Origin of the sequence: Tsukamurella pseudospumae, assembly GCF_001575205.1 — a bacterium.
GTDB lineage: Bacteria > Actinomycetota > Actinomycetes > Mycobacteriales > Mycobacteriaceae > Tsukamurella > Tsukamurella pseudospumae.
Genome location: NZ_LSRE01000012.1, coordinates 21261 through 34732, shown reverse-complemented (window position 1 = coordinate 34732; position 13472 = coordinate 21261). Strand labels below are relative to the sequence as shown.

13 protein-coding genes are annotated in these 13472 nt (G+C 70.3%); 6 read left to right on the top strand and 7 right to left on the bottom strand.

Annotation, left to right across the window (positions count from 1 at the left end):
* Positions 1 to 508: 508 nt before the first annotated feature.
* A complete protein-coding gene (locus tag AXK61_RS09025; protein WP_068571268.1) occupies positions 509 to 1732 on the bottom strand; it encodes a cytochrome P450 in 1224 nt (407 codons plus the stop codon).
* Positions 1733 to 1976: 244 nt separating this feature from the next.
* Between AXK61_RS09025 and AXK61_RS09020 the strand changes: the two genes are divergently transcribed.
* Together AXK61_RS09020 and AXK61_RS09015 are read left to right on the top strand one after the other, a co-directional pair.
* Positions 1977 to 3137 (top strand): steroid 3-ketoacyl-CoA thiolase, encoded by a 1161-nt coding sequence (locus tag AXK61_RS09020; protein WP_068571269.1) that lies wholly within the window; start codon positions 1977 to 1979, stop codon positions 3135 to 3137.
* A gap of 4 nt (positions 3138 to 3141) precedes the next feature.
* Complete coding sequence (locus AXK61_RS09015) at positions 3142 to 4128, top strand: NAD-dependent epimerase/dehydratase family protein (RefSeq protein ID WP_068571270.1); 987 nt, start codon at positions 3142 to 3144, stop codon at positions 4126 to 4128.
* A gap of 113 nt (positions 4129 to 4241) precedes the next feature.
* Here AXK61_RS09015 and AXK61_RS09010 read toward each other — a convergent pair whose 3' ends face one another.
* Positions 4242 to 5147 (bottom strand): SDR family oxidoreductase, encoded by a 906-nt coding sequence (locus tag AXK61_RS09010; protein ID WP_068744900.1) that lies wholly within the window; start codon positions 5145 to 5147, stop codon positions 4242 to 4244.
* Between the two features lie 28 nt (positions 5148 to 5175).
* Positions 5176 to 5973, bottom strand: coding sequence for an SDR family oxidoreductase (locus tag AXK61_RS09005; protein WP_068571272.1), 798 nt, complete (start codon positions 5971 to 5973; stop codon positions 5176 to 5178).
* A 104-nt stretch (positions 5974 to 6077) separates the two neighbouring features.
* Here AXK61_RS09005 and AXK61_RS09000 point away from each other — a divergent pair, with 104 nt between their 5' ends.
* Genes AXK61_RS09000 through AXK61_RS08985 form a run of 4 tightly spaced genes read left to right on the top strand, consistent with a single transcriptional unit; the run spans position 6078 to position 9590 of the window.
* On the top strand, positions 6078 to 6920 hold the full coding sequence (locus tag AXK61_RS09000; RefSeq protein WP_068571273.1) for an enoyl-CoA hydratase family protein: 843 nt from the start codon (positions 6078 to 6080) through the stop codon (positions 6918 to 6920).
* Entirely contained in the window at positions 6917 to 7795 is an 879-nt protein-coding gene (locus AXK61_RS08995) for a CoA transferase subunit A (protein ID WP_068744898.1), read from the top strand. Before AXK61_RS09000 ends, AXK61_RS08995 begins: the two co-directional genes overlap by 4 nt.
* A complete protein-coding gene (locus AXK61_RS08990; protein ID WP_068571275.1) occupies positions 7792 to 8535 on the top strand; it encodes a CoA-transferase subunit beta in 744 nt (247 codons plus the stop codon). The genes AXK61_RS08995 and AXK61_RS08990 overlap by 4 nt, the downstream gene beginning before the upstream one ends.
* Positions 8532 to 9590 (top strand): NAD(P)H-dependent flavin oxidoreductase, encoded by a 1059-nt coding sequence (locus tag AXK61_RS08985; protein WP_068744896.1) that lies wholly within the window; start codon positions 8532 to 8534, stop codon positions 9588 to 9590. Before AXK61_RS08990 ends, AXK61_RS08985 begins: the two co-directional genes overlap by 4 nt.
* Positions 9591 to 9696: 106 nt before the next feature.
* Here AXK61_RS08985 and AXK61_RS08980 read toward each other — a convergent pair whose 3' ends face one another.
* From AXK61_RS08980 to AXK61_RS08965, 4 genes are read right to left on the bottom strand one after another with little or no spacing between them, the layout of a single operon-like run.
* Positions 9697 to 10860, bottom strand: a complete 1164-nt coding sequence (locus tag AXK61_RS08980) for an acetyl-CoA C-acetyltransferase (protein ID WP_068571277.1) — start codon at positions 10858 to 10860, stop codon at positions 9697 to 9699.
* Positions 10857 to 11462, bottom strand: coding sequence for a TetR/AcrR family transcriptional regulator (locus tag AXK61_RS08975; protein WP_068571278.1), 606 nt, complete (start codon positions 11460 to 11462; stop codon positions 10857 to 10859). Before AXK61_RS08975 ends, AXK61_RS08980 begins: the two co-directional genes overlap by 4 nt.
* Positions 11455 to 12243, bottom strand: coding sequence for an SDR family oxidoreductase (locus AXK61_RS08970; RefSeq protein WP_197466782.1), 789 nt, complete (start codon positions 12241 to 12243; stop codon positions 11455 to 11457). Before AXK61_RS08970 ends, AXK61_RS08975 begins: the two co-directional genes overlap by 8 nt.
* Positions 12240 to 13400 carry an acyl-CoA dehydrogenase family protein gene (locus AXK61_RS08965; RefSeq protein WP_082777973.1) on the bottom strand — a complete coding sequence of 387 codons (1161 nt, stop codon included), beginning with the start codon at positions 13398 to 13400 and terminating at the stop codon, positions 12240 to 12242. The genes AXK61_RS08970 and AXK61_RS08965 overlap by 4 nt, the downstream gene beginning before the upstream one ends.
* Between the last annotated feature and the right edge of the window lie 72 nt (positions 13401 to 13472).

Sequence of the window (13472 nt, the reverse complement as noted above, 5' to 3'; positions counted from 1 at the left end):
CACGCCGCGGAGAGATCGCTGTCGTCACGGCGTGCGGCGCGGCGCTGCCCCTGGTGCTCCAGCTTCCCCCGCGACAGGCCCGGCACCTCGTGGCCGTCGGATGGCTTGGTCACGCGGCGTTCGATGCTCGCTACCACCATGCGGCGTCCGAAACAGCTCTACCGGCCTGGTATGCCGCGTTGTGCGCCGGCTACGACATCGGACTGGGCGGGGCACTTCTGATCATGAACCGCTACTCCGCCGGGAAATCGAGTCTCACGGTGGATCGTTCACGTCCAGCGACGTAACAATGCTTCCGCGCGACACTCGGATTCTGCCCACTACGGACACGCCGTCCGAAACGGACAAAATCCGAGTGTCGCAGGGAAGTCGATCTCCACGGAACCAGGGCTCGTCCGACCCCGCTTTCAGCAGCCAGTCCCGTCCCCGCGACATGTGGCACACCTACCGCGACGCGACTGTGCCCCCGAGAAGGATCTCGGGGGCACCGTCGTCGTGACGCGCGGCCCTACTCGTACGCGACCTTCCAGTGCTTGATGCCGTTGAGCCAGCCGGACCGCAGGCGCTGCGGGGGCTCGAGCTCGCGGAGGTTGGGCATCACGTCGGCGATCGCCTTGAACATCAGGTCCATCTCCAGGCGAGCGAGGTTCGCGCCCACGCAGTGGTGGGTGCCCGAGCCGCCGAAGCCGACGTGCGGGTTCGGGTCGCGGAGGATGTTGAAGGTGTACGGGTCCTCGAAGGCGTCCTCGTCGAAGTTGGCGGAGGCGTAGAACAACGCGACGCGCTGGCCCTTCTTGATCGTCTGCTCGCCGAGCTGGACGTCCTCGAGGGCGGTGCGCTGGAACACCGACACCGGCGTCGCCCAGCGGACGATCTCGTCCGGCGCGGTGCGCGGGCGCTGCTCCTTGTAGATCTCCCACTGGTCGGGGTGATCGACGAAGGCCTTCATGCCATGACTGATCGCGTTGCGGGTGGTCTCGTTGCCGGCGACCGCGAGCAGCAACACGAAGAAGGCGAACTCGTCACTGCCGAGCGACTCGCCGTCGATATCGGCCTGGATGAGGGAGGTCACGATGTCGTCCATCGGACACTTGCGGCGTTCCTCCGCGAGGTTCCAGGAGTAGCCCGTGAACTCGGTCATCGCCTCGAGGTAGTTGCCCTCGAACTCCGGGTCGTCGTAGGCCATCATCGAGTTGGACCAGTCGAAGAGCTTGCGGCGATCCTCCTGCGGCACGCCGAGCAACTCGGCGATCGCCTGCAGGGGCAGCTCGCTCGCGACCTGCTCCACGAAGTCACCGCCGCCGGTCTTCCGCGCCTCGTGCACGATCTGCTCGGCCCGCTCCGCCAGCGCGTCGTGCAGCGACTGCACGGCCTTGGGAGTGAACCCGCGCGAGATGATGCGCCGCGTCTTGGTGTGCTGCGGCGGATCCATGTTGAGCAGCAGCATGCGCTGCATGTCGATCTGCTCGCGCTCGATCTCGGGCCCGAACCGCACGATCGCGCCGTTCTCCCAGTTCGAGTACTGCTTCGGGTTCCGGGAGATGGCCTTGATGTCCTCCAACTTGGACACCACCCAGAAACCACCGTCGTCGAAGCCCGTGGTGCCGGGCGGGATGTCCTGCCACCAGACCGGCGCCGATCGCCGGAGTTCGGCGAACTCGGCTTCGGGCCGCCGCTCCGACCACAGGTCGGGGCTGGTGAAATCGAACCCCGCGGGGAAGTGCACGCTCACGCCGCCTCCTCAAGCGTCTCCACCTGGCCCTAGCCAGGCGCATCTGAAACATGTTCTACTCATTGAAGCACAGACTGTCCGCCCGTGAGCTAGATTGCGGAGGACGCTGGTTGCACAGCAGTTACACAGGGACGAATCCGTCGCGGCGCCACCGCATGAGGCTCGACAAGGCCGGAGTTGCGCGCCACAATCGAGAACGTGCTCTACCCACAGGGCGGAGCCAAGAATGTGAGGAACGATCGATATGGGAATCCCCGTCATCGTCGACGCCGTCCGCAGCCCCATCGGCAAGCGGGGCGGTTGGCTGAGCGGACTGCACCCCGCCGAACTCCTCGGGGGCACCGTCACCGCCCTCCTCGGACACGCCGGGGTCGACCCGGCGCAGATCGAGCAGATCATCGGCGGCAATGTCACGCAGGCCGGTGAGCAGGCGGGCAACATCACCCGCACCGCCTGGCTCAACGAGGGTCTCCCGGAGCTGACCGGCGCCACCACGATCGACGCGCAGTGCGGATCGGCCCAGCAGGCCACGGGCCTGATCGCAGGCCTCATCGCCACCGACGCCATCGCGGCCGGCATCTCGTGCGGAGTCGAGTCGATGAGCCGGATCCCACTCGGCGCGAACCGCCCGGAGGGCCTGGGCACCTCCCGTCCCCCGTCGTGGACCATCGACATGCCCAACCAGTTCCTCGCCGCCGAGCGGATCGCCGAACGCCGCGGGCTCACCCGCGAGGACATCGACGCCTTCGGCCTCGCGTCACAGCGCAAGGCGCTCCAGGCCTGGCAGGAGGGGCGGTTCGACCGCGAGGTCGTGGCGCTCAAGGCCCCCGCGATGGCCGACGGTGCGCCCACCGGCGAGACCATCGAGGTCTCCCGGGACCAGGGCCCGCGCGAGAGCACGCTCGAGGGGCTCGCCAAGCTCAAGCCCATGCTCGACGGTGGCCGGCACACGGCCGGCACGTCCTCCCAGGTGTCCGACGGTGCCGCCGCCGTACTGCTCATGGATTCCGACCGCGCCGCGGCGCTCGGCCTGAAGCCGCGCGCCCGCATCGTCTCCCAGGCCCTGGTCGGCGGGGAGCCGTACTACCACCTCGACGGGCCTATCCGTGCCACCGAGCGAGTCCTGGAGCGCTCCGGCCGGTCGCTGCGCGACATCGACCTGTTCGAGGTCAACGAGGCCTTCGCCTCCGTCGTCCTGTCCTGGCAGCAGGTCATCGGTCCCGACCCGGACAAGGTCAACGTGAACGGCGGCGCCATCGCGCTGGGCCATCCGGTCGGCTCGACGGGTGCGCGGCTCATCACCACCGCGCTGCACGAACTGGAGCGGCGCGACGCGTCGAGCGCGCTCATCGCGATGTGCTGCGGCGGCGCGATGGCCACCGGCACCATCATCGAGCGGATCTGACGGCATGCGGGTAGCAGTCACCGGCGCGGCCGGATTCGTGGGTGGAAACCTCTTGCAGCAGTTGGTCGAGCACGGGCACGAGGTGGTCGCGATCGACCGGACCTCGTCGCCGCACGCACCCGAGGGCGTGCGGTGGGTGCAGGCGAGCGTCCTCGAACCGGACGAGATGCGCGCGGCGTTCGAGGGCGTCGAGGTCGTCTACCACCTGGTCGCGATGATCACGCTGCGGATGGAGGACGAGGCCGCGTGGCGCCTCAACACCCAGGGCGTGCGCATCGTCGCTCGCGCAGCGCTCGACGCAGGTGTGCGGAAGATGGTGCACCTGAGTTCGATCCACGCGTTCGATCAGGACCTGGTCGAGGTCATCGATGAGACCGCGCCGCGGTCCGTGCGCCCCGAGATCCCCGTCTACGACCGGTCCAAATGGGCCGGCGAGCAGGAGCTCCGGAAGGTCATCGACGACGGGCTGGACGCGACCATCTGCAACCCCACGGGCGTGTGGGGGCCGGCTGATCACGGCGTCGCCCTGTCGCGCTTGAATCGACTCGCGCACACGGCCGCCCGTGGACGGATGCCCGCCTTCGTCTCGAAGGCCGGCTTCGACCTGGTCGACGTCCGGGACGTGGCCGCCGGCGTCATGCTCGCCGCGGAGAAGGGCCGGACGGGCGAGAACTACCTGCTCGGTGGAGAATTCGCGCCGATCATCGACGCGATGCGTCTGTCCGCACGCGCCGCGGGCCGCTCCGGACCGCGCGTGGCCGTGCCGATCGGGGCGCTCGCCGCGGTCATGCCCGTCCTCGAGCCGATCAACAGCCGGCTGGGGTCCGACGTGCTGTCGAAGGCGGCACTCGGACCACTCTTCGCATCCCCCCTGGTGGACATCTCGAAGGCCCGTAACGAACTCGGGTACGCGCCGCGCTCGATGGAGAGCACCGCGACGGAGCTGGTGCAGTTCTTCGTGGACTCCGGTCGGCTCAGCGCCCGGGCCTGACCTCACGAACTCGGCCCACCCCTCGCCGAGACGCGGCCGGCCGCGCGGAGATCCCCTCCCGCGCGGCCGGCATCGTCGTCTCCCGGGGCTCCGCCGGAGCACCCGGGCCTGCGTTACGCGCCGTAGACGGCCTCCGGGGCCGGCGCCTCGGCGATCAGGCCGCGCACGACCGTCCCGAGTTCCGCGGGCTCCCAGCGGGCGCCCTTGTCGCGCTGCGGGCCGTGTCGCCAGCCCTGCGCCACCGAGACCTTGCCGCCCTCGACCTCGAAGACGCGGCCGGTGATGTCCGCGGATTCAACACTGCCGAGCCAGACCACGAGCGGCGACACGTTCTCCGGCGCCATCGCGTCGAATCCGTCCTCGGGCGCGGCCATGTCATCGGCGAAGGTCGTCTCCGTCATCCGGGTCCGGGCCGCAGGCGCGATCGCGTTCACGGTGATCCCGTACCGCCCCATCTCCGCGGCCGCCTGGATCGTCATCTCGGCGATGCCCGCCTTCGCGGCGGCGTAATTGCCCTGGCCGATGCTGCCGAGCAGGCCCGCGCCCGAGCTGGTGTTGATCACCCGCGCGTCCGGCTGCCGCCCCGCCTTGGACTCGTCCCGCCAGTAGCCGGCCGCGTGCCGGAGCATCGCGAAGTGCCCCTTGAGGTGCACCCGGGTCACCGCGTCCCACTCCGCCTCGGACATGTTCACCAGCATCCGGTCCCGGAGGAAGCCCGCGTTGTTCACCAGGACGTCGAGGCGCCCGAACTCGTCGATCGCCGTCCGCACCAACGCCTCCGCGCCCGCCCAATCGGCGACGTCCGACGGATTCGTGACCGCCCGGCCGCCCGCGGCGCGGATCTCCTCGACGACCTGCTGCGCCGGTCCCGACGAGGCCTCGGCACCGTCGAGCCCCACGCCGTAGTCGTTGACCACGACCGCCGCGCCCTCCGCGGCGAAGGCGAGTGCGTGGGCGCGACCGATACCCCGGCCGGCTCCGGTGACGATGACGACGCGGCCGTCGACGATTCCTGTCATGAGTGTTCTCCTAATTGGTGGTTCGGATCTACCGCGCGTCGCGCTCGGCGTTCGCCGCGGCGAGGAAGGCGGGGCGTTCGCCGCCGCCGTGGACGAGTAGGGTCGCGCCGCTGACATAGGACGCGAGAGGCGACGCGAGGAACGCGGCGCACGCGCCGACCTCCTCGGGATCGGCCAGGCGGCCGAGCGGCACGGTCGCGCCGATGGCAGCGATGCCGGCGTCGTCGCCGTAGTGCTGCTCGGCGGCCTCGGTGCGGACCATCCCCACGTCGAGAGCGTTGACCCGCACCGCGGGTGCGAACTCCACCGCGAGGCTCGCCGTGAGCGAGTCGAGCCCCGCCTTGGCCGCGCCGTAGGCCGCGGTGCCCGGCGAGGGGCGGGTGGCGCTCACGCTGGAGACGTTGACGATCGCCCCTCCCCCAGCGCTCTGCATGACCGCATTGGCCTTCTGCGCCACCAGGAGCGGCGCGAGCAGGTTGAGCCCGACGACCTTCTCGTGGAAGCGCGGCGAGGCCGTGGCGGCATCGGCGAAGGGGGCACCGCCCGCGTTGTTGACGAGCACGTCGAGCCGGCCGTGCCGGTCGACGACGCCGGCGATCAGGGTCTCGACCTGCTCGGGCTCGCGGACATCGGCGGCGACGAATTCGGCCACGGCACCGTCGACCTCGACCTGACGCTCGGGCTCCCGCCGGGCGCAGACCACCACCGTCGCCCCGTGCCGGAGGAACACGCGGGCGATGCCCGCGCCGATCCCGCGGACGCCACCGGTGACCAGGACCACCGCGCCCTCGAGTCCCAGGCCACCTGGGACGGCTGCGCTCGACATGGATTCTCCTCTTCGTATTCCGGCTGACCCGGCTTCGGTGGTAGCGTACCAAGCAATTGCTAGGTTTAGATCACGTTCTACCTGTCTACCTCGAAGGAGTCGGTGTGCCTTCACCGATCACGACCACCGTCGACGAGCCCGGGATCCACACGATCACCGTCGATGCACCCCCCGTCAACGCCCTCACCGTGCAGGGCTGGTTCGACCTCGCGAACGCCATCACCGAGGCGGGTCGCGACCCGTCGTGTCACGTCGTGGTGGTCCGCGCGGCGGGCCGCGGCTTCAACGCCGGCGTGGACATCAAGGAGATCGACGCGGCGCAGGCCGCCGGCGACGGCTACGGCGCGCTCATCGGCGCGAACGCGGGGTGCGCCGCGGCCTTCTCCGCGGTGTACGACTGCGCGGTCCCCGTGATCGTCGCGGTGAACGGCTTCTGCCTGGGCGGCGGCATCGGCCTCGTCGGCAACGCCGACGTGGTCGTCGCCTCCGACGACGCCACCTTCGGGCTGCCCGAGGTCGACCGCGGAGCGCTGGGCGCCGCAACGCATCTGGCGCGTCTCGTGCCGCAGCACCTCATGCGCACGCTGTACTTCACCGCCGGCACCGTGACCGCGCAGCAGCTGGAGCACTTCGGGTCGGTGTACCGCGTGGTGCCGCGCGACGAACTCGACGAGACCGCGCTCGAGGTGGCTCGGGCCATCGCCGCCAAGGACACCCGGGTGATTCGCAAGGCCAAGGAGGCCATCAACGGGATCGACCCGGTGAACGTGCACACCAGCTACCGGTTCGAGCAGGGATTCACCTTCGAACTCAACCTCGCGGGCTACTCGGACGAGCACCGGCGGGAGTTCGTCGCCACCGGCCGCACCGTCGGCGACGCGTCCAGCGCCGGGGGCGGAGCGAGCGGGCGGCCCGTATCCGACGACGCAGCACAGGAGAACGCATGAGCGACAAGACCATGACCCCCGATCAGGTGGTCGCCGAACTCGAGGACGGCATGACGCTGGGCATCGGCGGCTGGGGCTCGCGGCGCAAGCCGATGGCCCTGGTACGCGCGATCCTGCGCTCCGACCTCACGGACCTCACCGTGGTGTCCTACGGCGGCCCCGATGTGGGCCTGCTCGCCGCGGCCGGGAAGATCCGCAAGCTGGTGTTCGGCTTCGTCACCCTCGACAGTGTGCCGATCGACCCGAACTTCGCGCGTGCCAGGCAGTCCGGCGCCATCGAGGTGGCCGAGTGGGACGAGGGCATGTTCGCCGCGGGCCTCAAGGCCGCCGTGCAGCGCCTGCCGTTCCTGCCGATCCGGGCGGGCCTGGGCTCGTCGGTGATGGACATCAATCCCGATCTGCGCACCGTCGTCTCGCCCTACGCGGACGGCGAGGAGCTGGTGGCCGTGCCGGCGCTGCGGCTCGATGCGTCACTCGTGCACATGAACCGGGCGGACGCCCGCGGCAACGCCCAGTACCTGGGTCCGGACCCGTACTTCGACGACGACTTCGCCCTCGCCGCGGACCGCTGCTACGTCTCGTGCGAGCGGATCGTCCCGACCGAGGAGCTGGTGGCCGGCGGACCGGTGCAGTCGCTGATCATCAACCGCAGCGCCGTCGCCGGCGTCGTCGAGACGCCGAACGGTGCCCACTTCACGACCGCCGTCCCGGACTACGGCCGCGACGAGAAGTTCCAGCGGCACTACGCCGCGAGCGCCAAGGATCCCGAAGCCTGGGCCGCCTTCGAGGAGCGCTTCCTCAGCGGCGACGAGGCGCACTACCAGGCTGAAGTGGCTGCATGGGCCGCGGTATCGGCTGAGCAGGAGAAGAAATGACCGACATCACCCGCGCCGAGGTCTGTGTGGCCGCGATCGCCGATCTGTTCCGCGGCGACGGTGAGATCACCGCGAGTCCCATGGGTCTCATCCCGTCGTTGGGCGGCCGGCTCGCCCGCCTGACCTTCGCCCCCGACCTGCTGCTGTCCGACGGCGAGGCCTACCTCGTCGCCGATGCGGCCAACCCGTCCGCCGGGATCGAGGGCTGGCAGCCCTTCAAGAAGGTGCTCGACGTGGTGGTGCCGAACGGCAAGCGCCACGTCATCATGGGCGCCAGCCAGATCGACCGGTTCGGCAACCAGAACATCTCCGCCATCGGCGATCACGCCGCCCCGACCCGACAGTTGCTCGGTGTGCGCGGCGGTCCGGGCAACACGGTGAACAACCGCACGTCGTACTGGATCCCCAAGCACTCCACCCGCGTCTTCGTGGAGGCCGTGGACGTGGTGAGCGGCGTCGGCTACGACCGCGCCCGCGCGGCCGGTCCCGCCGCGAGCCGGTTCCACGACATCCACCGCGTGGTCACCGATCTCGCCGTTCTGGGCTTCAACGACGACGGTGCGATGACCATCCTGTCGGTACATCCGGGGGTCACGGAGCAGCAGGTGCGCGAGGCGACCGGATTCGAGCTGGACGGCGCCGGCGCCCCCGAGACCCGCGTGCCGACCGCCGAGGAGCTCGAGCTGATCCGCACCGTCGTCGACCCGAAGGGCCTGCGCAGCAGGGAGGTCCCCGCATGACGCTGCGGACGCGCCTGACGGAGCTCGTCGGCATCGAGCACCCCGTGGTGCAGACCGGCATGGGCTGGGTGTCCGGCGCCCACCTCACCGCGGCCACGGCGAACGCGGGCGGCCTCGGCATTCTCGCGTCCGCGACGATGACTTACGCCGAACTCGAGACGGCGATCCGGAAGACCAAGGAACGCACCGACAAGCCCTTCGGGGTGAACCTGCGCGCCGACGCGGAGGACGCGCAGCAGCGCGTGGAGCTCATGATCCGCGAGGGCGTGAAGGTCGCCTCCTTCGCGCTCGCGCCGCGCAAGGAGATGATCGCGCAGCTCAAAGACGCCGGGCTCGTGGTGATCCCGTCGATCGGCGCGGCACGGCACGCCGAGAAGGTGGCTGCGTGGGGCGCCGACGCCGTGATCGTCCAGGGCGGTGAGGGCGGCGGCCACACCGGCGGTGTCGCCACCACGCTCCTGCTGCCGTCCGTCCTGGACGCCGTGGACATCCCCGTGATCGCCGCCGGCGGCTTCTTCGACGGCCGCGGCCTCGCTGCGGCGCTCGCGTACGGCGCGTCCGGCGTGGCCATGGGCACCCGCTTCCTGCTCACCCGGGACAGCCGCGTCCCCGAGTCGGTCAAGGCGGAGTACCTCCAGCGCGGGCTCGCGGACACGGTGGTCACCACCAAGGTCGACGGTATGCCGCACCGGGTCCTGCGGACGGCCCTCGTCGAGGCCCTGGAACGATCGCACGGCGTCGCCACGCTCGCGCACGCCGCGCGGAACACTCTGCGGTTCCAGGCCCTCACGGGCGTCTCCTGGAAGGGACTCGTCACCGAAGGCCTCGCGCTGAAGAAGGGCGGCGACCGCACCTGGAGCCAGCTCATGATGTCGGCGAACACGCCGATGCTGTTGCGCGCCGGGCTCGTCGAGGGCAATACCGACGCGGGCGTGCTGGCCTCGGGTCAGGTGGCCGGCATCATCGACGACTTGCCGACCGTAGCCGAGCTCATCGAGCGCATCGTGGCCGAGGCCGAGACCCGCCTCGACCACCTCGCCACCCTGCGGGCCTGACCCGCACCGCGCACCGTCGCACCCGTTTCCTGACTCAACAGCGTTAGCCCATACCGAACCCGCAGGTCACGGTATGGGCTAACGCTGTTGATTCAGAGGGGGCGGCTCAGAGTCGCTCGATGATGGTGACGTTGGCGGTGCCGCCGCCCTCGCACATCGTCTGCAGGCCGTAGCGGCCGCCGCGGCGCTCGAGCTCGTGCAGCAGGGTGGTCATCAGCTTGGCGCCGGTGGCGCCCAGGGGATGCCCCAGCGCGATGCCGCCGCCATTGACATTGACCTTGTCATGCGGGATGCCGAGCTCGTCCATCCACGCCAACGGCACCGAGGCGAAGGCCTCGTTGCACTCGAACAGATCGATGTCCTCGACCGTCAGACCCGTCTTCTGCAGCGCGTACTGCGTGGCCGGGATGGGGCCGGTCAGCATCCACACCGGGTCCGCAGCGCGCACGGAGATGTGGTGGATGCGGGCACGGGGCGTGAGGCCGTGTCGCTGGGCGAAGTCCGCCGACGCGACCATGACGGCGGCGGCACCGTCGGCGATCTGGCTCGCGACGGCCGCCGTGATCGCGGAACCCTCGGCGAGCGGGGCGAGTCCGGCCATCTTCTCCAGTGACGTGCCCCGACGGGGCGTCTCGTCCACCGCGAAGCCGTCGACCGGCGCGATCTCGGCCGTGAAGCGGCCGGCGTCGCTCGCAGCGATCGCCCGCTCGTGGCTGGCGAGCGCGAACTCCTCCATGCGCGCGCGGGAGACGCCCCACTTGGTCGCGATCATGTCGGCGCTGGCGAACTGCGAGACCTCGACGTCGCCGTACCGCTCGCGCCACCCCGTCGAACCGGAGAACGGGTCGTCGAAGCCGTACTCGCGCCCGGCGAGCATCGCAGCGCTGATCGGGATGGCGCTCATGTTCTGCACGCCGGCGGCGACGACCGCGTCGGCGGTGCCGGACAGCACGGCCTGCGCCGCGAAGTGGACGGACTGCTGGCTCGATCCGCACTGACGGTCGACGGTGACACCCGGGACGTGCTCGGGCAGCCCGGCTGCGAGCCAGGAGGTGCGCGCGATGTTGCCGGACTGCGGGCCGATCGTGTCGCAGCAACCCATGATCACGTCGTCGACGAGCTCGGGGTCCACACCCGATCGGACAACCGAGGCCCGCAGCACGTGCGCGCCGAGGTCGGCGGAATGCACGGCCGCCAGAGACCCGCCGCGTTTACCGGTCGGGGTGCGCACCGCGTCGAGGATGTAGGCGCCGGGGGCGAGGTCGGTCATGATTGCTCCTTCTCGGGACTGGCGATCCCGTGCTCGAGGATCGTGAGGTACTGATCGGCGACCGTGCCGACGGGCAGTTGCCCGCCGGGCCGGTACCAGCGGACCGCGATCCAGACGGTGTCGCGGAGGAAGCGGTAGGTGACGTCGACGTCGAGATCTGCACGGAAGGCGCCGGATTCGATGCCCCGACTGAGGATGCCGCGCCACATCGTGCGGAACTCCTGCAGAAAGTCGGCGATGTAGCCGAACCGCTCCTGCTGGGCGAGGCCGCGGGCCTCCGACTGGTAGATGGCGACGGCGTCGGGCCGGGCGTCGATCGCGTCGAACGAGGCGATGACGCACCCGCGCAGCTGTTCCCGGGGATCGTCGACGGCGGCCAGGACTGCGCGGTAACCGCCGAAGAGCTCGCCGAGGAACTCCCGCAGGATCTCGTCGAGCATCGACTCCTTGGAGTCGAAGTGGTGGTACAGGCTGCCCGACAGAATCCCTGCCGCGTCGGCGATGTCGCGGACGGTCGTGGCGCGGTAGCCGTTGTCGGCGAACAACTTCGCACTGATGGACAGGACCTCCGCGCGCCGCGCGGACGGGTCCGGTTTAGGCATGCTGACTACTCACCGAGACCACCTCGCCGGTCATGTAGCTCGAGTAGTCCGAGGCCAGGAAGGCGATGACGTTCGCGACCTCCCAGGGCTCCGCGGCGCGGCCGAAGACCTCGCGCCGCGACAGCTCGTCGAGCAACTCGTCGGAGGTCACCTTCGCGAGGAAGGCGTGCATCGCGATGCTCGGTGCGACGGCGTTGATCCGAATCCCGTGGGGTGCGGCGTCGACCGCGGAGCACCGGGTCAGCGCCATGACGCCCGCCTTCGCGGCGGCGTAGTGGGCCTGCTCGGCCTGGGCGCGCCAGCCGATCACCGAGGCGTTGTTGACGATCACCCCGCCCCCGCCCTGCGCGATGAACCGGTTGATCGCCGCACGGGTGGCACGGAAGGTGCCGGTGAGGGTGACATCGAGCACGCGCGACCACTGCTCATCGGTCATGTCCTGCACGGCGACGCTGCCGCCGAGGCCCGCGTTGTTGACCAGCACGTCGACCCGCCCGAAGCGCTCGGCGGCACCGTCGAGCAGGGCCTGGACCTGCTCCTCGACGGTCACGTCGCAGACGATCGCATGAACGCGATCACCGAACTCCGCCGACAACTCGTCGCGCTTCTCACCGAGGCGGCGCTCGTGCCAGTCGGAGATCACCACGCGGCCGCCCTCCTCGAGGCAGCGGCGGGCGGTTGCGGAGCCGATGCCGGTCCCGGCGGCCGCGGTGACGACGACGACCTTGTCCTCGACGAGGTTGCGGCCCTTCGGATACTGGGGTGCGGGGATCGCGTTCACGGGCGCGCCTCTCTGGGTAGGCCGAGCACGCGCTCGGCGATGATGTTGCGCTGGATCTCGTTGGAGCCGCCGTAGATCGTGTCGGCGCGGGTGAACAGGTACAGGCGCTGCCAGTCGTCCAGTTCGGGGTCGGCGAGTAGCCCGGCGGCGCCGCGGACGGTCATGGCGATCTCGCCGAGCCGGCGGTGCCAATTCGCCCAGAGCAGCTTGGCTACCTCGGCGGTACCGGTGGCGGCGGAGCCGAGGGTGCGGAGCGCGTGCGCGCGCATCACGTCGAGGTCGGTCCACGCGCGCCGGAGTTCGTCGGCCACCTCGGGCCGGTCGGCGGCTCCGGTGTCCAGGGCGAGGTCGGTGAGCCGCTGCAGCTCTCGACGGAAGCCGATCTGCTGGCCGAGGGTGGCGACGCCGCGCTCGAAAGCGAGGGTGCCCATCGCGACGCGCCACCCCTCGCCGGCCTCGCCGACGACGTTGGCCGCGGCGGTGCGCGCACCGTCGAAGAAGACCTCGTTGAACTCCGAGGTCCCCGTCAGTTGGACGATCGGGCGGACCTCGATCCCCGGCTGGTCCATGGGCACGAGGAGATACGAAAGCCCCTTGTGCCGCGTGGATCCGGGTTCAGTGCGGGCGACCACGAAGCACCAGTCGGCGACGTGCGCGAGGGACGTCCAGACCTTCTGCCCGGAGATCACCCACTCGTCGCCCTCGAGGCGCGCGGTGGTGCTGACGTTCGCCAGATCGGAACCGGCGCCCGGCTCGGAGTAGCCCTGGCACCAGAGTTCGCGGACGTCGCGGATGGCCGGCAGGAAGCGGGCCTTCTGCTCGTCCGTGCCGAAGGCGATGAGGGTGGGGCCCAGCAGTTCCTGGCCGAGGTGGGAGACCTTGGCGGGCGCGCCCGCGCGGGCGTACTCCTCGTGGAAGATCACCTGTTGCGCGAGAGAGGCTCCGCCGCCGCCGTTCTCCGCGGGCCAGCCGATGCAGTTCAGTCCCGCGGCGGCCAGATGCCGCTCCCAGGCGACGCGCTCGTCGAAGAACTCATGCTCGCGGCCGGGCCCGCCGGCACCTCGGAGCCCGGCGAACTCTCCGGACAGGTTGGTCGCGAGCCAATCGCGGATCCGCGCCCGGAATTCCGCGTCCGTCTCGTCGCTCGCCGTGGCCACGGCACTCCCTTCGCCACTCACCAAGCAAGTGCTTGGTGGAATCAAGTTACACAGACCTGCCTCGCACTGTAA